We start from the raw sequence: 20,506 nt of genomic DNA, 5'->3' as shown, positions 1-20,506 counted from the left end.
TCACGGGGCGTGGTGGGCAAGAATGGTCATCAAGGAGGGGAGTATTCCCCCGCGACGGAGTCGTCAGCACGGCCGATCGCCGGAACCACGGTGGCTCGGCCCGGCCCCGTCGGTCGCCGTCCCATCCGGGCCGGTGGCGGAAGAGACCTCCGACAGTCACCAGAGTGAGCGACAGCGGCACACCGACCCCCACGGGGGCGTACGGTGTGCCCGACGCCGCGTGTCTGCCGGAGGAATGAACGTTGGATGTGTCCGGATTGGTCTGGGCGGGGACGCTGGTCGCCCTGACCGCGGTTTTGCTGGTCGACCTGTTGATCATCGGTCGACGCCCGCACGAGCCCAGTGTGCGGGAGTCCAGCCTCTGGGTCGCCTTCTACGTCGGTCTCGCCCTGCTCTTCGGCGCCGGTGTCTGGCTGACCTCCGGGGCCAGCTCGGCCGGCCAGTTCTACACCGGCTGGCTGACCGAGTACAGCCTCTCCGTGGACAACCTGTTCGTCTTCGTGATCATCATGGCCCGCTTCGGGGTGCCCCGGCAGTACCAGCAGAAGGTGCTGCTCGTCGGCATCGTGCTGGCGCTGGTCATGCGCGGTGGGTTCATCGCCGCCGGCGCGGCGTTGATCTCGCAGTTCTCCTGGGTCTTCTACATCTTCGGCGCGTTCCTGATCTACACGGCGGTGAACCTGGCCCGACAGGGCGAGCCGGACGAGGACGAGTTCTCCGAGAACGTCCTGATCCGATGGAGCCGTAAGGCGTTGCCGATCTCCAAGGACTACGACGGCGCGAAGCTCACGACCACGGTCAGCGGTCGGCGGCTGTTCACCCCGATGCTGATCGTGATGATCGCGATCGGCACCACCGACCTGATCTTCGCCCTGGACTCGATCCCGGCGATCTTCGGCATCACCCAGGAGCCGTACCTGGTCTTCACCGCCAACGTGTTCGCGCTGATGGGCCTGCGGCAGCTCTACTTCCTGCTGGGTGGCCTGCTCGACCGGCTGATCTACCTGAGTTACGGGCTGGCCGTCGTGCTCGGCTTCATCGGGGTCAAGCTGGTGCTGGAGGCGCTGGCCGACAACAGGCTGCCGTTCATCAACGGTGGCGAGCACGTGGGTTGGGCGCCGCACATCCCGATCTGGCTGTCGCTGCTGGTCATCCTCGGCACCCTGGCCGTGGCCACGGCCGCCAGCCTGATCAAGTCCTCCCGGGACCGCCGCCGCGAGCTGGCCGACGCCCGACGCTGACCGGTCACCGGCCGGGTGCCGACCGCGCCCGGCCGGTCAGACCCGGTGCGCGCCGACGAGCGTCGCGGTTCGCTCGGCCGGCAACCGCTCCTCGACGACCCGCCGCCGCCGGTAGCAGGCGTGCAGCATCCGGCGCTCGTCGCCCTCGCCGGGGACGGCGGTGACGATGCCGATGTGATGGATCTTGCGGCCGGGTCGGGCGAAGAAGTAGAGGTCGCCGGGGCGCTCCGCGCCCATCGTCAGCGGTGTCGTGGCCACGGCCTGGTCGTCGGCGTCCCGGGGGAGGGACACCCCGAACCGACGCCAGGCCAGGTGCACGAGCCCGGAGCAGTCGATGCCGTGCGCGGAGAGGCCGCCCCAGACATAGACGACGTCCAGCAGCCGCTGGGCGACAGCGAGCGCCTGTTCGGCGGTCGGCGACGTGACCGACGCCGGAACCAGGTGGGCGTCGGGCAGCCAGAGCGGTGCGTCCCGGCCGGGGACGTGGACCGGCCGCCAGCCGTCGCGCGCGGGGCCGGCCGGGGCGAGGCGGGTGCCGACGGCGACGCCGGGGAGCACCACCGACCCGTCCGGGGTGGCGTGCAGTGCGGTGACCGTGGCGTCCACCACCAGCGACTGGTCGGTGTGGGCCGGGTCGACGGTGGTCAGTTGGTCGGCGGGGAGCCAGCCCGGGTAGCCACGCGGGTCGAGCTTGGCGGCCGGCTGTTCGACGGCGACGACCTGGGTCCAGCCGTCCGGGCGTACCGCGCTGACGATGACCCGCTCGCCGAGCAGCAGTTGACTCAGCACGCAGTCGCCAACCAGCTGGTCGGTGTCCATCCCGGAGACCCAGGCGGAGATGTCGGCGCTGGCGGTCAGGGCGGGGCGGTCGACCGAGCGAACCGCCTCGGGGGAGGTCCACAGCGTCGCCACCGCGACCCGGACGACGGCCGTCTGGCCCGGTTGCAGCTCCACGTCAACCCCCAGATCGTGTCGGCTGTCCCGGGAAAACCATATGAAAGAAAGCAACGGTCCTCAACCGTTGGCGCGCACCTTTGCTTCAGTGAGACCGAGAACGCCCAGGCCAGGGACGTTCGGCAACACGACGGTAGAGCCGTCGTAACGTATCCCGCCCCGCACCGGCGACCACGCCAGCCACCACGCGGCGTCCAGGTCCGCGACGGCGCTGGTGCCGTAGGCGGCGACCAGGCTGGCCGCCGCGCCGATGCCGACCTGGCTCTCCATCATCGAGCCGACCACGGTGCCGAGCCCGTGGGCGGCGGCGAGGTCGAGGAGGGTGCGCGCCGGATACAGCCCGCCGCACTTGGCCAGCTTGACGTTGACCAGGTCGGCGGCCCGGCGGCGGATCACCTCGACCAGGTCGCGGACCCCGAAGACCGCCTCGTCGGCCAGGATCGGCACGGACACCCGGTCGCTGACCCAGGCCAGCCCGTCCAGGTCCCAGCGGGCCACCGGCTGTTCGACGAGTTCCACATCGAGGCCGGCGTCCTCAATGCCCCGGATCACCCGGACGGCCTCGCGGGGCGTCCAGCCCTGGTTGGCATCCAGCCGGATCTGGACGCCGGGGCCGACCGCCGCGCGGACGGCCCGGACCCGGTCCAGGTCGCCGGCCGCGTCGGTGCCGACCTTCAGCTTGAGCACGCCGAAACCGTCGGCCTGGCGCTGCCGCGCCGCCGCCGCCAGATCGACCGCGTCGCCCGCGGCCAGCGTGACGTCGGTGGGTACCCGCAGCGTGGTGCCGCCGAGCAGACGCACCAGGGGTACGCCCAGCCGTTGCGCGGCCAGGTCGTGCAGGGCGACGTCCACCGCCGCCTTGGCGGCCTCGTTGCCAGCCACCGCGCGCTGGACCTCGGCGCAACGGGTGACCAGGTCGTCCGGGTCGCGGCCGACCAGCCGGGGGCCGAGGACCTCGGCGACGCAGGCCTGCGCGCCGGCGATCGACGCGCCGGTGACCTGCCAGACCTGGGGCGCCTCGCCGAAGCCGGAGCGGCCGTCGGCGTCGACCAGCTCGACGACCAGCGTGTCCACTGTGGTGGTACGGCGCAACGCGGTGACGAACGGGGTGTGTAAGGGGGCGGAAACCCGGTGGGTGCGTACCGCCGAGATCGTCATGTGAGGCACCCTATACGCAGGTTCGTGGCGCGAGGGGGGACCGATGGCCGGGCAGAGCTGGGAACTGGTGGGCGCGCCGAACGCGCGTGACCTGGGCGGGCTTGTCGGCGCGGGCGGGCGGCGGGTCCGGGACGGGCAGCTGATCCGTACCCCGGCGTTGGGTCGGCTGACCGACGAGGACGTGCCGGTGCTCGCGAAGCTCGGGCCGGCGTGCGTGCTCGACCTGCGTGCCCCCGCGGAGATCGCTGTCGCCCCCGCGGACCGGCTCGCCGGTGAGCCACGGGTGGTACGCCTGCCGGTACACGATCCGGAGCATCCGGTCTTCACGTACGTCTCGGCGGTGCTGCTCGGCCACGACCTGGACGCCTACGCGGAGTTGGCCCGGCAGGGCACGGCGGGGGCGATGGCGGCGATCTACCGGTGGTTCGTGACCGGCGAGTCGGCACGGGCTGGTTTCGCCGAGGCGGTGCGGCTGGCGGGCCGGGCGGAGAACCTCCCGCTGGTCTACCACTGCTCCGCCGGCAAGGACCGGACCGGCTGGCTCACCGTCATCCTGCTGACGGCCCTCGGGGTGGACGAGGCGGCGATCCGCGCCGACTACCTGCGCAACAACGCGCTGACCGAGAGCCTGCGTGCGGTGATCATCGAGGCCATGCGGCGGCGGCAGCCCGACCTGGATGTCGACGCGGTGCTGCCGGTGCTGGAGGTCCGCGCCGAGTATCTGGACGCCGGTTACGACGAGGTGCGGCGGGCGCACGGCTCGTTCGACGCGTACCTGCGCGACGGGTTGGGGTTGACCGACGCCGACGTGGCGGCGCTGCGGGCGCGGCTGCTGGAGTGACCGGCTCGGGTCAGAGGTCGTGGCGGGCGGTCCAGGCCCGCGCGGAGACGTCCGCGATCAGCAGGCAGGCGTCGTCGTCGACCCCGTCGTCCGGGTCGGTGGTGGTGCAGACGGCGATCAGGTAGGGCGGCGCGTCGTCGGGCAGCACCACCCCGGCGGCGTGGCGTACCCCGTGGACCCAGCCGTTCTTGTGCGCGACGCGGGTGCCGTCGGGTAGGCCGGCGGCCAGGTCCTGACGGTGTTCCTGGGCGAGCAGGACGTCCAGCATGGCGGCGCAGGCGACCGGCGAGGCGAGCCGGCCCGGGGTGCTGGCCCCGGTGGCCAGCGCGCCGAGCAGGGCGGCCAGATCGGCGGCGGTGACCGTGTTGGTGATGCCGGCGTCGCGGGCGGCGAAGTCCTCGATGCCCCGGCCGGTGCTGCTGGTGCGGGCGCCGGCGAGCGCCCAGACCTCGGCCACCGCGGGCAGTCCGACGTGCCCGAGGACGAGGTTGGTGGCGAGGTTGCTGGAGCGGACGATCATCCGGTCGGCCAGCCAGCGCAGGGGAGCGGTGCCGCCCAGGAGGTCCCAGACCGCGTCGTCGTTGTCGTAGGCCTGGGCGCAGGCGAACCGGGGCGCGCCGGGCCGGGCGGAGTCGAACTCGTTGACGACCGGGACGGGGGCGTCCAGATCGAGGGCGCCGGCCTCGGCGGCGCGGTGCAGCGCGGCCAGGACCGCGATCTTCATGGTGCTGGCGGCGTAGTGGGCGGCGTCCGGGTGGCGGGTCCAGGTGGGCGCCGCGCCGAGGCGGCCCACGTACGCCGAGACGATGCCGGGGACCCGGTCCAGGTGGGCGTCGAGATCATCCCAGGTCATGCGGGTGACCGTAGCGGATCACGGGTGGGCGGGCGTGGGTACCCGTCGGGGAGAGCGGACGGGCGCGCCGGCCGTGGTGGCCGGCGCGCCCGGTGTCGGGTGCTGGTGGGTCAGTTGGCGTGCTTGCGGCGGGCGGCGGCGCGGCCCCGCTGCTGCTGGTCGAGCACCACCTTGCGGATGCGTACCGCGGTCGGGGTGACCTCGACGCACTCGTCCTCGCGGCAGAACTCCAGGGCCTGCTCCAGGGAGAGCTTGCGCGGCGGGATCAGCTTCTCCGTCTCGTCGGAGGTGGACGCCCGCATGTTGGTGAGCTTCTTCTCCTTGGTGATGTTGACGTCCATGTCGTCGGAGCGGGAGTTCTCCCCGACGATCATGCCCTCGTACACCTCGGTTGTCGGCTCGACGAAGAGCTGGCCACGCTCCTGGAGGTTGATCATCGCGAAGGCGGTGACCGCGCCGGCCCGGTCGGCGACGAGCGACCCGTTGTTGCGGGTGCGCAGCTCGCCGAACCACGGCTCGTACGACTCGAAGACGTGGTGCAGGATGCCGGTGCCGCGGGTGTCGGTGAGGAACTCGGTGCGGAAGCCGATCAGCCCGCGCGCCGGGACCAGCCACTCCATCCTGATCCAGCCGGTGCCGTGGTTGACCAGCTGCTCCATCCGGCCCTTGCGGGTGGCCAGGAGCTGGGTGATCGCGCCGAGGTATTCCTCCGGGGCGTCGATGGTGAGCCGCTCGACCGGCTCGCAGGTCTTGCCGTCGATCTCGCGGGTGACCACCTGCGGCTTGCCGACGGTCAGCTCGTAGCTCTCCCGGCGCATCTGCTCGACGAGGATGGCCAGCGCCAGCTCGCCGCGGCCCTGCACCTCCCAGGCGTCCGGCCGCTCGGTGGGCAGCACCCGCAGCGACACGTTGCCGATCAGCTCCTTGTCGAGGCGGTCCTTGACCATCCGGGCGGTGACCTTGGAGCCCTTGACCCGGCCGACCAGCGGCGAGGTGTTGGTGCCGATGGTCATCGAGATGGCCGGCTCGTCGACGGTGATCAACGGCAGCGGGATCGGGTTCTCGGCGTCGGCGAGGGTCTCACCGATCATGATCTCCGGGATGCCGGCGACGGCGATGATGTCGCCCGGCCCGGCGGTCTCGGCCGGCTTGCGCTCCAGGCCCTCGGTCATCAGCAGCTCGGAGATGCGGACCCGCTGGCTGCTGCCGTCGGTGCGGCACCAGGTGACCGTCTGGCCCTTGCTGATGGTGCCCTGCCGGACCCGGCACAGCGCCAGCCGGCCCAGGAACGGCGAGGCGTCGAGGTTGGTGACGTGCGCCTGCAACGGCGCGTCCTCCTCGTACGCGGGGGCGGGGATGGTGTCCAGCAGGGTGCGGAACAGCGGCTCCAGGGAGGTGCTGTCGTCGGGCACCGCGCCGTCGGCGGGCTGGGTGAGCGAGGCGATGCCGTCGCGGGCGCAGGCGTAGACGATCGGGAAGTCGATCTGCTCCTCGTCGGCGTCCAGGTCGAGGAACAGCTCGTAGGTGTCGTCCACAACCTCCTTGATCCGGGCGTCCGGGCGGTCCACCTTGTTGATCACGAGGATGATCGGCATCCGGGCCCGCAGGGCCTTGCGCAGCACGAAGCGGGTCTGCGGCAGGGGGCCCTCACTGGCGTCGACGAGTAGGACCACACCGTCGACCATGGTGAGGCCACGCTCGACCTCGCCGCCGAAGTCGGCGTGGCCGGGGGTGTCGATGATGTTGATGGTGACCGGGTCGGACCCGTCCGCCGGCAGGTAGCGCACGCCGGTGTTCTTGGCGAGGATGGTGATGCCCTTCTCCCGCTCCAGGTCCATCGAGTCCATCACCCGCTCGGTGTTCTCGCCACGGGCACCGTAGGCGCCGGCCTGCCGCAACATGGCGTCGACCAGGGTGGTCTTGCCGTGGTCGACGTGAGCGATGATGGCGACGTTGCGGAGGTCGGTGCGAAGCTGCATACCCTCTATCCTTCCGCCTGCGCTCGCGCAGGCCGCGTCGGGGTCACCCCCAGGTGCCCCTGATCTCTGGTGAAACCACTGTGCCGGCGGTTCTCCCGGCTGGCATGCTGGCTCCCGTGTCCCGGGGGCCTGAGTGCACGACCTGCTGACCTTCTTGCAGGGTCTGCCCACCCTGTGGATCTACCTGGTCGCCGCGCTGATCGTGGCGGGCGAGACCGCGGTGATCTTCGGCCTGCTCGTGCCGGGTGAGGCTACCCTGCTGCTGGTTGGCTTCCTCACCTACAACGGTACCTTGCGGCTCGGGCCGGCGTTGCTCGCGATGATCGCCGCCGGTGTCCTCGGTGACGGGCTGGCCTTCCGGGCCGGTCGCCGGTACGGCCCCCGCCTGCGCGCCGGGCTGGGTCACCGGGTGGGGCCGCAGCGGTGGAGTCGTGCCGACGCGATGCTGGCCCGCCTGGGTGGTCGGGGCGTGTTCGCGGCCCGGTGGGTGGCTTTCGCCCGGACCCTGGTGCCCCGGCTGGCCGGCGCGGCCGGCATGCCGTACCGGCGGTTCTTCCTGTGGAACCTGGGCGGGGTGGTCACCTGGGTGGGCGGCTCGGTGCTGCTCGGTCACCTCGCCGGTGAGTCGTACGACACTGTCTCCCGCCTGCTCGGCCGCGCCACCGGGGTGGCGCTGCTGCTGCTGGCCGGTCTGCTGGGCGTGGTGCTCGTCGGCCGGTGGCTGGGCCGCAACCCCGACCCGGTGCGCGCGCTGCTGTCCCGGGCCGGCGCGTTTCCTCCGGTGCGCTGGCTCACCGCCCGCTACGGGGTGCTGTTCTTCCTGCTCGCCATGCGGATCGGACCGGCCTGGACGCTGCTGCTCAACCTGGCCGCCGGGCTGTTGCTGCTCTTCGCCGCCGGGCTCGCCATCGCCGGCCTGCTCTCCGTGGCGGTCCGCAACAGCGGGCTCGCCGCGCTCGACGGCGCCATCGCGGGGTGGTTCGCCGCCCGCCGTACCCCGGGCGCCGCCGACGCCACGCTGATGGTGGTGTCGGTGGTCCGCGGGTCGGTGTTGATCGTCCTGGTGGCGGTGGTGGCCGGTGTGCTGGCGTGGCGCAACCGGCCCTGGCGCGCCGACCTGCTCAGCGTGGTCGGGACGGTGGGCGCGTTCGTTCCGCTGGTGGTGCTGGCGGTGGCGGCCGAGCTGACCGGGGCGGACGGGACCGCCCCGGGTGGCGGTGGGGTCGCCCCGCTCTCCACCCAGAGCGCCGTGGTCGCGGCGAGCTTCTGCACCCTGGCCTGGCTGGTGTCGCGCGGCGCCCGGTGGCCGGTGGCGGTGGCGGCCTGGACCGCCGCAGCGGCGGGCCTGCTCGGGATCGTTGGCGCGCGCCTCTACCTCGGGTTGGACACGGCCAGCGGAATCGCGGCGGCGGTGCTGCTCGGGGTGCTCTGGACCGTGGTGTTCATGGTCGCCTGGGCCACCCGGGACCGCGCGGTGGGCGACCGGGCGTCTCCGGTGGACCAGCCGACGCCGCCGTCGCAGGGGCATCGCAGCCCCGCCGAACCTTGCTAGGGTGCGGCGACGATCACACGGGGGAGGCATCGGAATGGTTCGACGGACCGGCCGGCGGGGCGCTGCGGTGCTCGCCGGACTGCTGTTGGCGGGCGCGCTGGTCGGTTGTGGCCCCAAGGAGGAGGCCGCGCAGGAGCCGGTCGCCGCGCCGGTCGCGGTCACCGAGGCCCCGGTGGCCGCTCCGCAGGCCGACGAGGTCACCGAGGAGCCGACCCCGTCGGCGGCCCGGGTCACGTCGGCGGCGCCCCCGCCCAGCAGCGAGGCGCCACCGGTGGCGAAGGTGGCGGCCAGGCCGGACCGCCCGGCCGTGGCGCCACGACCGCGTACGGTGCCGCGGCGCCCCACCGAGACCAGCGTTCCGCCGGCGCCCAACCGCAAGCTGCCGCTCCCCGCCAACTGTCCCTTCTACCAGGGCAACCAGGCGACCCGCGCCGAGGTGAAGACGGCGTTGACCAACGCCTCCACCCGGGTCTACTGGCCGGTCTCCGCGCCGGACATCAGGATCCCGCTGGACCTGCTCAAGGCCACCGCCTGGCAGGAGAGCGGCTGGCAGTCCAACATCTACGCCTGTGACGGCGGGGTCGGGCTGATGCAGGTGATGCCGGACACCGCGACCTGGATGAACCAGCGGTTCGAGAAGAGCTACCAGATCGACAACTACCAGGACAACGCCTACCTGGGCGCCACCTACCTGGCGTGGTTGACGAAGTACATCGGCGACATGTATTTCGAGTCCGACTTCCGTCTCGACCCCGCCCTGTGCACCAGCGAACTGAACTCCTGCCTGATCAACGCGGTCATCGCCGCGTACAACTACGGGCACGGGGCGGTGGCGCAGGAGGGCAAGCCGCTGGCCATCCCCAACCCGTCGTACGTGCGCAACGTGCGGGCCCTGATGACCCAGTGCGTCTGCCTGTCGTACTGACCCGCTCGGGCCGGAGCCGGTCAGTCGTGCGTGCCGACCGGCTCCGGTGACCTGGGGGTCGCCGGGGCGGGGTCGCGGGTGACCCGGCCGGGCCACCAGAAGCGGTCCCCGAGCACGAACGCCAGCGCCGGCACCAGGACGGTACGCACCAGCAGGGTGTCCAGCAGGACGCCGATGCAGACGATGATGCCGACCTGGGTCAGCGTGATCAGTGGCAGCACGCCGAGCACGGCGAAGACCGCGGCGAGCAGCACACCGGCGCTGGTGATCACCCCGCCGGTGACCCGCAGGGCGGAGAGCATCCCGTCCCGGGTGCCGGCGCTGCGGGCGTCCTCCCGGGCCCGGGTGACCAGGAAGATGTTGTAGTCCACCCCGAGGGCCACCAGGAACACGAAGGCGAGCAGCAGCACCCCGCTGTCCAGGGCGGGGAAGCCCAGCACGTGGTCGAAGAGCAGCCAGGCCGCGCCGAGGCTGGCGAAGAACGACGCGATCACGGTGAGCACCAGCAGGACCGGGGCGAGCAGGCCGCGCAGCAGCAGGACCAGCACGGCGCCGACGAGCAGCAGGATGATCGGCAGGATGAGGCGTAGGTCCCGGTTGTTGGCCTCGTCGGAGTCGTAGGTGGCGGCCACGGAGCCGCCGACGATCGCCCCGGAGGGGGCGTCGGCGCCGGGGACGGCCGGCGGCGCGGAGTCGGGCACGGCGGCCACCGCCTCGCGCAGCGCTTCGATCGCGCGGTCCGACGCGGTCGTGCCGGGTTCGGCGTCCAGGACCACGTCGACCTGGGCGACGGCCGCGCCGGCGTCGCCCGGACGGGCCGAGGCGACGCCGGGCACCGCGGCGGCGGCGTCGGTGACCGCCCGCACCGCCCGCGGGGTGGTGATCACGGCCACCGGCTGGGTGCTGCCGGCGGGGAACGCCCGTGCCAGGGTCTGCGCCCCGGTGACCGCCTCGGGCGTGGCCCGGAACTGCTCGGTCTCGGACAGGCCGGTGCGGATGCCGAGCCCGCCCAGGGCCAGGCCGCCGAGCAGCACGGTGGACAGCGCGGCGACCAGCACCGGGCGGTGCTCCACGGCGCTGCCGAGCCGACCCCAGAGCCGGCCCTCGCGGGCCGGACCGCCGACGCGGGGCACGAAGGGCCAGAACAGGCGGCGTCCGAAGAGCACCAGCACGGCGGGGAGCACGAACAGGGCCGAGAGCATGGCGAAGACCACACCGGTGGCGCAGGCCACGGCCAGCGCCCGGTTGACCTCCTGCTCGCTCAGCAGCAGGGTGAGCACACCGAGCGCGACGGTTCCGCCGCTGGCGAGGATGGGCTCGGCGGTGCTGCGCAGGGCGGCGCGCATGGCGGCGAACCGGTCCTGTTCGCGTCGCAGCTCCTCCCGGTAGCGGGCGATGAGCAGCAGCGCGTAGTCGGTGGCGGCGCCGAAGACCAGCACGCTGGCGATGCCGGTGACCTGGCCCTGCTGGAGGTTGATGCCGACGGCCGGCACGATGACGTCCACCGCGCGCAGGGTGATCTGCTCGGTCGCGGCGACCACGACCAGCGGCACGATCCACAGGAACGGGCTGCGGTAGGTGACCAGCAGCAGCAGCGCGACGACGGCGGCCGTGACCGCCAGCAGGGTGACGTCGGCGCCGTCGAACACCGAGGAGAGGTCGGCGGTGAAGGCCGGCGCGCCGGTCACCTCGGCGGTCAGCCCGCCGGGCAGGTCACCGACGGCGTCGCGCAGCTGGGTCACGGTCTCGGTGACGGCCTCCTGGCCGCCGGAGGTGTCCAGCGGCACGGCGACGAGGGCCACCGCGCCGTCGGGGGAGACCTGGGCGGGGCTGACCCGCCCGCCCACCGCGAAGCGGCCGAGGTCACCGGTTCGCGCGCCGATGGCGGCCCGGTCGGCGTCGCTCAGCGCGCCGCCGTCGCCCCGGCTGACCACCACGATGGCGGGTTGCACCTCGCTGTTGGGCAGTTGGTCCTGGAGGCGCTGCACCTGGGTCGACTGCCACTGCACGGACAACCCGGTGGCGGAGACCGGCTCCGGGTTGTCCGGCTGGGGCGTCCCGAAGACGGCCGCGCCGACGACGATCGCGGCGGCCACGGTGAGCCAGGCGGCCAGCCGGCCCAGGGCGACTCTGGTGAACACAGACATCAGGTGACCTCAAGGTCCTTCGGAAGCCGAGTATCTTGATAATCGAGATTATCGGCGGCTGTTCTATGCTGCAACCCGGGGGACCGACGACGGGAAGAGCGGCGCGAGGTGGGGACTCACGGCATGTACCGGCGGCGCGACACGCGCCGCGAGCAGTTGGTCGCGGAGATCACCAACAACCTCCGGCGGTACGCGGTGGACGCCCAGCACGTCGGCCACGCCTTCGCCAACCTGCACGGCCTCAACCCGACCGACCTGCAGGCGTTGATCGCGGTGATGGACGCCGAGCTGTTCGGCGACCCGATCACCGCCGGCCGCCTCGGTGAGCAACTGAACCTCTCGTCCGGCTCGGTCACCGCCCTGATCGACAGGCTGGAGCGCGCCGGTCACATCCGTCGGGACCGGGACACCGTCGACCGGCGCAAGGTGCTGCTGCGCTACGCCGACCGGGGCGCCGCCCTGGCCATGGAGTTCTTCCGACCGCTGGGCGCGCGGACCGACACGGTGATGGACCGCTTCGGCGACGACGAGCTCGAGGTCGTACACCGGTTCATGGCGGAGATGAGCGAGTCGCTGCGCGGGCACCGGGACGCGGTGCGCGCCGCCCGGCCCGAGTCGTCGCGCCGCCCGACGGGCTGACCGGTGCCGGGACGACTCGTCGCCCGCCTCGCCGGCGCCGCGCTGGGCCTGCCGCCGACCCGCCCCGGCCCGGTACGGGTCACCCGCGACCTCCCGGTCCGGGTCCGGGACGGCGTGGTGCTGCGTACCGACCACTACTCCCCGAGTGTCCCGGACGCGCCGACGGTGCTGATCCGTACCCCGTACGGGCGAGGTGGGCCGCTGCGACTGCTCGGGCGGCTGCTCGCCGCGGGGGGTTGCCACGCGGTGATCCAGTCGTGCCGGGGGACCGGCGGCTCCGGCGGCACCTTCGCCCCCCTGGTGCACGAGCGCGACGACGGCGTGGACACCCTGGACTGGCTGCGCCGCCAGCCGTGGTGGACCGGGCGGCTGGGCATGTTCGGCGTCAGCTACCAGGGCTTCGCGCAGTGGGCGCTCGCCGCCGACGCCGGCGAGGAGCTGCGGGCGATGGTCGCTGTGGTGACCGCCTCGGCCACCCGGGACTCGACGTACGCGGGGGAGTCCTTCGCCCTGGACACCGTGCTGACCTGGGCGGAGCTGCTGCACGCGCAGACCGTGCCGTGGCTGGCCCGGCAGTGGGAACTCAAGCGGGGGCAACCCCGGCTCGCCGCCGCGCTGGCGCACCTGCCGCTGGCCGAGGCCGACCGGGTGGCCACCGGCGTGCGCATCCCGTTCTTCCAGGAGTGGCTGCGGCACCACACCCCGCAGGCCGCGTACTGGCGGACCCGGGTCTTCGCCGACCGGGTGGGCCGGGTCCGGGCGCCGGTGGTCATGGTCACCGGCTGGCACGACATCTTCCTGCCCGCCCAGCTCGACGACCACGCCGTGCTGCGGGCCGCCGGCACGCCGACACGCCTGGTCGTCGGCCCGTGGACGCACGGCAGCCCGGGGCTCTTCGTCGCCGCGCTGCGGGAGGGGTTGTCCTGGCTCGACGCGCACCTGCCCGCGTCGGCACCGGCCCGCGGGCGGCTCCGCCGCGGCTCGGCTGCCGTGCGGGTGCACGTCGGGGGCGCCGGTGGCGGCTGGCGGGACCTCCCGCACTGGCCGCCGCCGGCGGTCGAGACCGCCTGGCACCTGCATCCCGACGGTGAGCTGGCGGTACGCCCTCCGGTCGAGTCCGCGCCGGACGGGTTCCGCTACGACCCCGCCGACCCCACCCCGTCGGTGGGAGGGCCGCTGCTGGTCGCCCAGCGGGCCGGGCCGGTGGACAACCGGCACGTCGAGGCGCGCCCCGACGTGTTGACCTACACCAGTGCGGCGCTGACCCGGCCGGTCGAGGTCGTCGGTCCGGTCCGCGCGGAGATCCACGTCCGCAGCGAGCTGCCGTACCTGGACGTCTTCGTCCGACTGTGCGACGTGGACCGCCGGGGTCGTTCGTGGAACGTCTGCGACGGCCTGGTGCGGGTCACCCCCGAGGATGTCCCCGCCGACGCGGCCGGGGTACGGCGTGTCGTGGTGTCGCTCTGGCCGACCGCGTACCGGTTCGGGGCCGGGCACCGGCTGCGCGCCCAGGTGTCCGGCGGGGCCCACCCGCGGTGGGCACGTAACCCCGGCACCGGGGACTCCCTCGGCGAGGCGGTTACGTTGCGTGCTGGTTGGCGGCAGGTGCTGCACGATCCGGCCTATCCCTCGGCGGTGGTGTTGCCCATCGTCCACTCTGCCCCGGCGCAGTCTCCAATCTGAACAGAGCCCCCCTGAGCTGGGCGTTTGCCGGAAACGCGGGCTATGGTGGACTCAACGCCCGGCGCTGTGCACCAGTAGACCGGGCGCGTCACCAGCCCCGCGCCGCGCACGCGGTGTGACGTTGTGCCCGGTCCCCGCCCACCAGAGAGGGGGACCCCATGACGCGGGCCCCGGCTAATCTCCTGGCCGTCCGAAGTCTGCTCCTCACCCATCTCGACAACGCCCCCGGGCCTGACGACCTGGACCCGGGTGAGGTCGGCATCGTCGGTGACTCGGCTCACCGGGGCGGCTACCACTGCGGATCCGACCGGGTGGTCCCCAACGACTACTCGGTGGTCGAGTCACCCCGGGACCGGGCCGGGTTGACCCTCGACGCGGCGGCGCTCGACGTCGGCCAGTTCGACGTCCGCTCCGGTGGTCGATCCCACACCCTGCGGAGCTTCTCGGTCTGGTGCGTGGCGCAGTGCGTCGCCAACGCCGCCGACACCCGGGACATCCGCGAGATCATCTACAGCCCGGACGGCACCACCGTGAAGCGGTGGGACCGCCTCGGTAAACGCAGCAGCGGCGACAGCTCACACCGCTGGCACACCCACTTCAGTTTCTTCCGCGACGCCATCAGGGCGGGCCGCGACCAGCGACCGCTCTTCCGCCGCTACCTCAGCTCCATCGGACTGTTGGAGGACGACATGACCCCCGAGGAACACAACTGGCTGGCGACCGTCCACAGGAACCTCACGGTGCTCGACGGCCGCAACCCGGTCGGGCAGATCTACACCCGGATGGCCATGGGTGAGGACGTGACCGTTCCGAACTACAAACCGGCCCACCCGACCCTGAAGTCGCTCGCCGCGCAGGTGGCCGCCCTGCAGGCGGCGCTGACGGAGTTGTCCAACCGGGACTTCACCGACGAGGAGGCGATCATCCAGGGCGTGCTGGCCGGGCTGACGCCGGAGGAGATCGCGGCCGCGATCCCGCCCACGATCGCCAAGCAGGTCGCCGACGAGTTGGCCCGCAGACTCGTTGCCTGAGCCGAGGGGCGGTCCGTAGCCGCCGGGCCGCCCCTCACTTCGCAACACCTCTTGAGCAACAGCAATTGCGCAACAGGTGTTGCGGATGGCAGGCTGTGCGCATGGACACCCCCGACGTACGCCAGATCACCGACTCGCGGGTGCTGGCGGCCATGGCCCACCCGCTGCGTCGCCGGCTGATGGACGTGCTCAAGGTGCACGGGCCGTCGACTGTCGGCCTGCTCGCCGAGCGCACCGACCAGTCGCCCGCCAACGTCAGTCACCACCTCAAGGTGCTCGCCGCCGCCGACCTGGTCACCGAGGCGCCGGAGCTGGCCCGGGACCGGCGCGAACGCTGGTGGCGCCTGGTCAGCCGCAAGCTGCGCTGGTCCAACGCCGACTTCGACACCGACCCGGCCGCCCGGGCGGTCGCCGACGCCGCCACCTCCCTCAACCTCGACCGGCACGTCGCCCTGGCCCGAGCGTGGCACGCCACCGACGAGGCCACCCAGGCCGACTGGCACGACGCGCCGTTCTCCACCGACCACTGGCTGCGCCTCACCCCGGACGAGCTGGCCGAGCTGAGCCGCGAGGTGGTCGACCTGCTCGCGCGCTGGGCCGACCGGGACCTGCCCGGCGACGACGCCGAGCGCCGACCGGTCTTCGTGTTCGTCCACGGCGTGCCGGCCCGGCCGTGACCACCGCCGCGCGCAGCGCCCCGACCCGCCGCCGGGCGGCCGGTGGCCTGCTGCGACACCGGGACTTCCGGCTGCTCTGGGCCGCCCAGGCGGTCAGCAGCGTCGGCAGCAACGTCACCACCGTCGCGCTGCCGCTGGTCGCGGTCGCCGTCCTCGACGCCACCACGTTCGAGGTGGCGGTGCTCACCGCCGCGGCGTGGCTGCCCTGGTTGCTGATCGGCCTGCCGGCCGGCGCGTGGGTGGACCGGCTGTCGCGTCGGCCACTGATGGTGGCCTGCGACGTCTGCTGCGCCGTGGCGTTCCTCAGCGTGCCAGTGGCCGCCCTGGTGGACCGGCTCACCGTCTCGCACCTGCTGGTGGTCGCCCTCGGCGCCGGGGCGGCGCGGGTCTTCTTCGAGACCGCCGACCAGGTGTACCTGCCGGTGCTGCTGCGCCCCGAACACCTGCCCGAGGGCAACGCGAAGCTCCAGGCGACCCAGACCGTCAGCTACGTTGTCGGGCCCGGCCTGGCCGGCCTGATCGCCCAGCTCATCGGGGCCGTCACCGCGTTGGTGCTGGACGCGCTCACCTTCCTGTTCTCCGCCGTGCTGCTGCTGCGCATCCGCACCCGTGAACCACTGGTACGCCGCTCGACCGGAGCGCGCTCAATGCGCCAGGATATCACCGAGGGCCTACGGTTCGTCGTCCGGGACCCGTACCTGCGGGTGCTGACGGTCTTCGGCGCGGTCAGCAACATCGGGCTGACCGGCTACCAGGCTTTGCTGGTGGTCTTCCTCGTGCGCGACCTGCGGGTCGAACCGGGCGTGGTCGGCGTGCTGGTCGGCGTCATGAGCACCGGCGGCATCCTCGGCGCGCTCCTCGCCACCAGGCTCTCCCGGCGCTGCGGCACGGCCCGGGCCATGGTGATCGGTGCGGCGTTCGCCGGGCCGCCCGCCCTGCTGATCCCGCTGGCCGCGCCGGGCATCGGGCTGGCCTGGCCGGCGCTCGGCGGTCTGTTGGTCAGCCTCGGGGTCGCGGTCGGCAACGTGGTGAAGGGCGCCTTCCGGCAGACCTACACCCCGCACCACCTGCTGGGCCGGGTGACAGTGAGCATGCAGCTGCTCAACTACGGCACGATCCCGCTCGCGGCGGTGGTGGCCGGCGCGCTCGGCGCGCGCTACGGCGTCGGGACGGCGATCGTCGTGATGACCACCTGGCAGGCGTTCACCCCGTTGACCCTGCTGGTGGGGCCAATCCGAAGGCGGCGGGACCTGCCCGCCGCCCCGGAGACGTCGTGAGTGCGCTGCGACGGCGGCCGGGTCGCCGGCCGCCGTCACCGGCACGGAGCTACATCGGGCGGACGTTGTCCGCCTGCGGGCCCTTCTGCCCCTGGGTCACCTCGAACTCGACCTTCTGGCCCTCGTTGAGCTCCCGGTAGCCGCTCGTCGCGATGGCGGAGTAGTGGACGAACACGTCCGGACCCCCACCGTCCTGCTCGATGAAGCCGAAGCCCTTTTCCGAGTTGAACCACTTAACCGTGCCGGTTGCCATGCATCTCTCCCTGTTCAAAGCGGCTGACCACCGGCCTTCGGCCGATGATCGCCCGTACCTGTCCGACAGTAACGGGCAAAACCCCGATCTGCTGGCCGAAGTGCCGTAGGTCTTCGGGTGAACTCGGGTGAACTCTGCGTGCCGGCCTGCGAAACCCATCCCGATCACCTACCGCTGGGGCATGCTTGCGCCGATGGAGGGTGCCGCAGCCGACGCGCTGACCGAGCTGGAACGGGAGATCGACGCCCCTGGCGCCGGCCTGGACCGGCTTCGGTTGGTGCCCACCCCGTTCGTCCCCGAGGTGCGGCTGCACCTGGCCGTCGACGCGATCGTCTGGTGGGCGCGCATGGAGGCCAGCGCCGGGCACCCGCTGCCCGCGCCGTACTGGGCATCCGCCTGGGCCGGCGGCCAGGGCCTGGCCCGGCACCTGCTCAACCACCCCGAGCTGGCCGCCGGTCGACGCGTGCTCGACCTCGCGGCCGGATCGGGGCTGGTGGCCATCGCCGCCGCGCTGGCCGGCGCGAGCGCCGTCACCGCCAACGACATCGACCCGTACGCGGTCGCCGCCGTCACGCTCAACGCGCGGGCCAACCGGGTCGCCGTCGACGCCACCGGGGACGACCTGCTCGACGGCGCCGGCACCGACGTCGACCTGGTGGTGGCCGGCGACGTCTTCTACGACCGCGCGCTGGCCGACCGGGTGCTGCCGTTCCTGGAGCGGGCCGCCGCCTCCGGTGCCGTCGTCCTGGTCGGCGACCCCGGCCGGGACCACCTGCCGGCGGACCGGCTGGCGGTGCTTGCCGACTACCCGGTGCCCACCACCGAGCCGACAGTCGACTCCTCGCCGCGGCACGTCCAGGTGCTGCGACCGGTCTGACGTGGACCCCTCTCAGGGGCGACCCCGAGGCGGATACCAGGGGTCGGTGGGGGCTACGACCGGATGTCCGCGGTGGCGCGGCGGTCATAGCGTCGGAGCATGACGCAATGGTTGGCCCAGATCGGCGAACTACCGCTTGTGCTGCTGATGGCGGCGCTCGGGCTCGTCATGCTCTTCGACGCCGTACCGCTGCTGGGTGTCCTGGTCCCCGGCGACGTCGCGATCCTGGCGGCCGTCGGAGTGGGCCGCCCCACCACCGGGCTGGCCACCTTCGCCGCGGTGCTGGTCGGCTGCCTCGCCGGCTGGTCACTGAGCTTCCTGGTCGGCCGCCGCTACTCCGATCGGCTGCGGCAGAGCCGGATCGGCGGCTGGATCGGCGAGACACGCTGGGCGGCGGCCGAGGGAATCCTGCGTCGTGGCGGGGGCCGGATGATGGTCGTCGCGCCCTTCCTGCCCGTGTTCAACGCGCTGCTGCCACTCGCCGCCGGTGGGCTGCGGATGTCGTACCGTCGCTTCCTCGGCTGCGCGGCGCTCGGCGCCGCCGCCTGGGCCGGTCTCTACCTCGCCCTCGGCACCGCGTCCCGGACGCTGGCCGGGCTGCTACCCGGTGCGCCCAGCCCGCTGCTGGTCACCATGGGGGTCGGGATGGTGCTGGCGTCTGTCGTCCTGCTGGGGGCTCGGCGTCGGTTGTTCGCTGTCGCTTCTTGAGGGGTTGCGGTGGTTGCGGTGGTGGGCGGGAGCCTGCCGTGCCCGGCTCCGGGCGGTCAGGCTTGATCCCTCCGCCGGGCACGGCAGGCCCCCGCCCCCGTGCCGTGGCGTCCGTCCGTGCCGCCAGCAGCCGGTGGGGTTTGATCTTTCGGGGTTCTCAGTGAACGTGGGGTCGCCCCTGTCGGAGGCTGGTTACCAGCCTCTTGCTCTCCACTGGGGGAGGGCGGGGCGTTCGGCGCCCAGGGTGCTGTCGCCGCCGTGGCCCGGGTAGAACCAGGTCTCGTCCGGCAGCTGGTCGAACAGCTTGTGCTCGACGTCGTCGATCAGCGCGGCGAAGCGCTCCGGGTCCTTGTCGGTGTTGCCGACGCCACCGGGGAACAGGCTGTCGCCGGTGAACAGGTGCGGGGTGCCGGCGGGGTCGCGGTAGAGCAACGCGATCGAGCCCGGGGTGTGCCCCTTGATGTGGATGACCTCCAGCGCGCAGTCGCCGACCGGCACGGTGTCACCGTCGGCCAGCCGCTCGGCCTCGATCGGCAGCCCTGCCGCGTCGTCGGCGTGCACCAGCGCCCGCGCGCCGGTCTTGGCGACGATCTCCTCCAGCGCCACCCAGTGGTCCATGTGCTGGTGGGTGGTGACCACCGCGGCGAGCCCGCCGTCGCCGATCAGCTCCAGCAGCCGGGGCGCCTCGTTGGCGGCGTCGATCAGCACCTGGTCGCCGGTGCTGGCGCAGCGCAGCAGGTAGGCGTTGTTGTCCATCGGGCCCACCGACAGCTTGCTGATGGTCAGCCCGTCCAGCTCCCGCACCGCCGGCGCGCCGCCGGGGGTGACGTCTCCGCTGTAAGTCATGAGGTGTTCAGATCCATTCCGGTGGAGTGGGTAGGGGACCGTCGGGAGTGACGGAGAGCGCGGCGCCGTCGGCCCGGCCGATCAGCCAGGCGGCGAGGTCGGGAACGGGACCGGCGACGATCGGGGCGCCGACGCGGTCCCCGATCACCACCTCATGCCCACTGCCGTCGGCGCGTAACACCATCGACGGCGGTGTCGACCGCATGGCGTGATGACTGGCCGTCTCCCGCAGCAGCCGGTGGGCGAACGTCTCCGACCAGTCGGTGGGGCCGTACCCGGCGCTCAGGTCGAGGTGGTGCACCTCGATCTCGCGCAGGCGGCCCCAGACGAGCAGCGCCGCCGGCCACGGGCCGAGACGCGCCTGCACCGTCGCCGCCCAGGCCTCCACCGGCATCGCCGCGACCGCCCCGGCGAACAGGTCCGCGGTGCGTCGCAGGTCGTCGAGGTGCGCGGCCGGCGGCCGGCCCGCGCCGGCCTCGATGTCCGCGTTGCGGGCGTCCACCGAGGCGTACATCGGCAGCGCCTCCCCGGTGCGGGCGGCGGTGAGCAGGTTGACGAAACCGTCGGCGTTGCGCGCCAGGTGGGCCAGCACGTGGCCGCGAGTCCAGCCGGGCAGCAGCGACGCGGCGGCCAGGCCCGCCGCGTCGAAGGACCCGGCGGTACGCAGGAGCCGGCTGGTGGCCGCGTCCACCTCGCCCATCAGCAGCAGCGGGTCCGTGGTCACCCGTAGACCCTAGCGGTGAACCCGTCGCGGCGTCGCCGAGGAATTCGCTTTCGGCGCGTCGGCGCGCGACCTACCGTCAGCGGCAGACGCGGCACCGGGACATCGGGCGGGGGGTGGTGATCATGCCGGACGTGGCACGCG

19 protein-coding genes are annotated in these 20,506 nt (G+C 72.9%); 11 read left to right on the top strand and 8 right to left on the bottom strand.

The window, feature by feature from the left end; genetic code table 11:
• The first annotated feature begins 242 nt into the window (after positions 1 to 242).
• Entirely contained in the window at positions 243 to 1,241 is a 999-nt protein-coding gene (locus O7634_RS00310) for a TerC family protein (protein ID WP_278148170.1), read from the top strand.
• Between the two features lie 36 nt (positions 1,242 to 1,277).
• Here O7634_RS00310 and O7634_RS00305 read toward each other — a convergent pair whose 3' ends face one another.
• On the bottom strand, positions 1,278 to 2,195 hold the full coding sequence (locus O7634_RS00305) for an NlpC/P60 family protein (RefSeq protein ID WP_278148169.1): 918 nt from the start codon (positions 2,193 to 2,195) through the stop codon (positions 1,278 to 1,280).
• A gap of 60 nt (positions 2,196 to 2,255) precedes the next feature.
• Positions 2,256 to 3,353: a dipeptide epimerase gene (locus tag O7634_RS00300; RefSeq protein ID WP_278148168.1), complete on the bottom strand. Its 1,098-nt coding sequence runs from the start codon at positions 3,351 to 3,353 to the stop codon at positions 2,256 to 2,258.
• A 43-nt stretch (positions 3,354 to 3,396) separates the two neighbouring features.
• Here O7634_RS00300 and O7634_RS00295 point away from each other — a divergent pair, with 43 nt between their 5' ends.
• Positions 3,397 to 4,194 (top strand): tyrosine-protein phosphatase, encoded by a 798-nt coding sequence (locus O7634_RS00295; protein ID WP_278148167.1) that lies wholly within the window; start codon positions 3,397 to 3,399, stop codon positions 4,192 to 4,194.
• Positions 4,195 to 4,204: 10 nt separating this feature from the next.
• Here the strand turns inward: O7634_RS00295 and O7634_RS00290 are convergent, their stop codons facing one another.
• Positions 4,205 to 5,047 (bottom strand): serine hydrolase, encoded by an 843-nt coding sequence (locus O7634_RS00290; RefSeq protein ID WP_278148166.1) that lies wholly within the window; start codon positions 5,045 to 5,047, stop codon positions 4,205 to 4,207.
• A 110-nt stretch (positions 5,048 to 5,157) separates the two neighbouring features.
• A complete protein-coding gene (gene typA, locus O7634_RS00285) occupies positions 5,158 to 7,026 on the bottom strand; it encodes a translational GTPase TypA (protein ID WP_278148165.1) in 1,869 nt (622 codons plus the stop codon).
• Between the two features lie 133 nt (positions 7,027 to 7,159).
• Between typA and O7634_RS00280 the strand changes: the two genes are divergently transcribed.
• Together O7634_RS00280 and O7634_RS00275 are read left to right on the top strand one after the other, a co-directional pair.
• The gene (locus O7634_RS00280) at positions 7,160 to 8,578 is read left to right on the top strand and encodes a DedA family protein (RefSeq protein WP_278148164.1); all 1,419 of its coding nucleotides are present in this window, start codon (positions 7,160 to 7,162) and stop codon (positions 8,576 to 8,578) included.
• Positions 8,579 to 8,612: 34 nt separating this feature from the next.
• Positions 8,613 to 9,503: a transglycosylase SLT domain-containing protein gene (locus O7634_RS00275; protein WP_278148163.1), complete on the top strand. Its 891-nt coding sequence runs from the start codon at positions 8,613 to 8,615 to the stop codon at positions 9,501 to 9,503.
• Between the two features lie 20 nt (positions 9,504 to 9,523).
• On the opposite strand, the gene O7634_RS00270 is transcribed toward O7634_RS00275, so the two are convergent.
• Entirely contained in the window at positions 9,524 to 11,650 is a 2,127-nt protein-coding gene (locus O7634_RS00270; protein ID WP_278148162.1) for an efflux RND transporter permease subunit, read from the bottom strand.
• 123 nt (positions 11,651 to 11,773) lie between these two features.
• Here O7634_RS00270 and O7634_RS00265 point away from each other — a divergent pair, with 123 nt between their 5' ends.
• The 5 genes from O7634_RS00265 to O7634_RS00245 all read left to right on the top strand — a co-directional run bounded on the left by O7634_RS00265 (position 11,774) and on the right by O7634_RS00245 (position 16,957).
• Positions 11,774 to 12,289 carry a MarR family winged helix-turn-helix transcriptional regulator gene (locus O7634_RS00265; protein ID WP_278148161.1) on the top strand — a complete coding sequence of 172 codons (516 nt, stop codon included), beginning with the start codon at positions 11,774 to 11,776 and terminating at the stop codon, positions 12,287 to 12,289.
• A gap of 3 nt (positions 12,290 to 12,292) precedes the next feature.
• A complete protein-coding gene (locus O7634_RS00260; RefSeq protein ID WP_278148160.1) occupies positions 12,293 to 13,972 on the top strand; it encodes a CocE/NonD family hydrolase in 1,680 nt (559 codons plus the stop codon).
• A 158-nt stretch (positions 13,973 to 14,130) separates the two neighbouring features.
• Positions 14,131 to 15,003: a hypothetical protein gene (locus tag O7634_RS00255; RefSeq protein ID WP_278148159.1), complete on the top strand. Its 873-nt coding sequence runs from the start codon at positions 14,131 to 14,133 to the stop codon at positions 15,001 to 15,003.
• Positions 15,004 to 15,104: 101 nt separating this feature from the next.
• On the top strand, positions 15,105 to 15,680 hold the full coding sequence (locus O7634_RS00250; RefSeq protein ID WP_278148158.1) for a metalloregulator ArsR/SmtB family transcription factor: 576 nt from the start codon (positions 15,105 to 15,107) through the stop codon (positions 15,678 to 15,680).
• Positions 15,677 to 16,957, top strand: a complete 1,281-nt coding sequence (locus O7634_RS00245) for an MFS transporter (RefSeq protein ID WP_278148157.1) — start codon at positions 15,677 to 15,679, stop codon at positions 16,955 to 16,957. Before O7634_RS00250 ends, O7634_RS00245 begins: the two co-directional genes overlap by 4 nt.
• Before the next feature lie 49 nt (positions 16,958 to 17,006).
• On the opposite strand, the gene O7634_RS00240 is transcribed toward O7634_RS00245, so the two are convergent.
• Positions 17,007 to 17,210: a cold-shock protein gene (locus tag O7634_RS00240; RefSeq protein ID WP_007072071.1), complete on the bottom strand. Its 204-nt coding sequence runs from the start codon at positions 17,208 to 17,210 to the stop codon at positions 17,007 to 17,009.
• Between the two features lie 181 nt (positions 17,211 to 17,391).
• Between O7634_RS00240 and O7634_RS00235 the strand changes: the two genes are divergently transcribed.
• Together O7634_RS00235 and O7634_RS00230 are read left to right on the top strand one after the other, a co-directional pair.
• Positions 17,392 to 18,087: a 50S ribosomal protein L11 methyltransferase gene (locus O7634_RS00235; protein ID WP_278148156.1), complete on the top strand. Its 696-nt coding sequence runs from the start codon at positions 17,392 to 17,394 to the stop codon at positions 18,085 to 18,087.
• A 99-nt stretch (positions 18,088 to 18,186) separates the two neighbouring features.
• Positions 18,187 to 18,795 (top strand): VTT domain-containing protein, encoded by a 609-nt coding sequence (locus O7634_RS00230; protein ID WP_278148155.1) that lies wholly within the window; start codon positions 18,187 to 18,189, stop codon positions 18,793 to 18,795.
• 192 nt (positions 18,796 to 18,987) lie between these two features.
• Here O7634_RS00230 and O7634_RS00225 read toward each other — a convergent pair whose 3' ends face one another.
• Positions 18,988 to 19,641, bottom strand: coding sequence for an MBL fold metallo-hydrolase (locus O7634_RS00225; protein ID WP_278148154.1), 654 nt, complete (start codon positions 19,639 to 19,641; stop codon positions 18,988 to 18,990).
• A 7-nt stretch (positions 19,642 to 19,648) separates the two neighbouring features.
• Positions 19,649 to 20,365: a maleylpyruvate isomerase family mycothiol-dependent enzyme gene (locus O7634_RS00220; RefSeq protein WP_278148153.1), complete on the bottom strand. Its 717-nt coding sequence runs from the start codon at positions 20,363 to 20,365 to the stop codon at positions 19,649 to 19,651.
• Positions 20,366 to 20,506: the final 141 nt, after the last annotated feature.

The sequence above is a fragment of the Micromonospora sp. WMMD1120 genome, from assembly GCF_029626235.1.
In the GTDB taxonomy this organism is placed as follows: domain Bacteria; phylum Actinomycetota; class Actinomycetes; order Mycobacteriales; family Micromonosporaceae; genus Micromonospora.
The sequence above is the reverse complement of the archived record's forward strand: the minus strand, read 5'-3'. Positions and strand labels throughout refer to the sequence as shown.

What these genes read in the sequence shown, in the direction of transcription:
- O7634_RS00295 (WP_278148167.1), top strand. Translation starts at nt 3,397, where the DNA reads ATGGCCGGGCAGAGCTGGGAACTGGTGGGCGCGCCGAACGCGCGTGAC.
- O7634_RS00235 (WP_278148156.1), top strand. Translation starts at nt 17,392, where the DNA reads ATGCTTGCGCCGATGGAGGGTGCCGCAGCCGACGCGCTGACCGAGCTG.
- O7634_RS00270 (WP_278148162.1), bottom strand. Translation starts at nt 11,650, where the DNA reads ATGTCTGTGTTCACCAGAGTCGCCCTGGGCCGGCTGGCCGCCTGGCTC.
- O7634_RS00265 (WP_278148161.1), top strand. Translation starts at nt 11,774, where the DNA reads ATGTACCGGCGGCGCGACACGCGCCGCGAGCAGTTGGTCGCGGAGATC.
- O7634_RS00300 (WP_278148168.1), bottom strand. Translation starts at nt 3,353, where the DNA reads ATGACGATCTCGGCGGTACGCACCCACCGGGTTTCCGCCCCCTTACAC.
- O7634_RS00290 (WP_278148166.1), bottom strand. Translation starts at nt 5,047, where the DNA reads ATGACCTGGGATGATCTCGACGCCCACCTGGACCGGGTCCCCGGCATC.
- O7634_RS00255 (WP_278148159.1), top strand. Translation starts at nt 14,131, where the DNA reads ATGACGCGGGCCCCGGCTAATCTCCTGGCCGTCCGAAGTCTGCTCCTC.
- O7634_RS00240 (WP_007072071.1), bottom strand. Translation starts at nt 17,210, where the DNA reads ATGGCAACCGGCACGGTTAAGTGGTTCAACTCGGAAAAGGGCTTCGGC.
- O7634_RS00225 (WP_278148154.1), bottom strand. Translation starts at nt 19,641, where the DNA reads ATGACTTACAGCGGAGACGTCACCCCCGGCGGCGCGCCGGCGGTGCGG.
- typA (WP_278148165.1), bottom strand. Translation starts at nt 7,026, where the DNA reads ATGCAGCTTCGCACCGACCTCCGCAACGTCGCCATCATCGCTCACGTC.
- O7634_RS00230 (WP_278148155.1), top strand. Translation starts at nt 18,187, where the DNA reads ATGACGCAATGGTTGGCCCAGATCGGCGAACTACCGCTTGTGCTGCTG.
- O7634_RS00250 (WP_278148158.1), top strand. Translation starts at nt 15,105, where the DNA reads ATGGACACCCCCGACGTACGCCAGATCACCGACTCGCGGGTGCTGGCG.
- O7634_RS00275 (WP_278148163.1), top strand. Translation starts at nt 8,613, where the DNA reads ATGGTTCGACGGACCGGCCGGCGGGGCGCTGCGGTGCTCGCCGGACTG.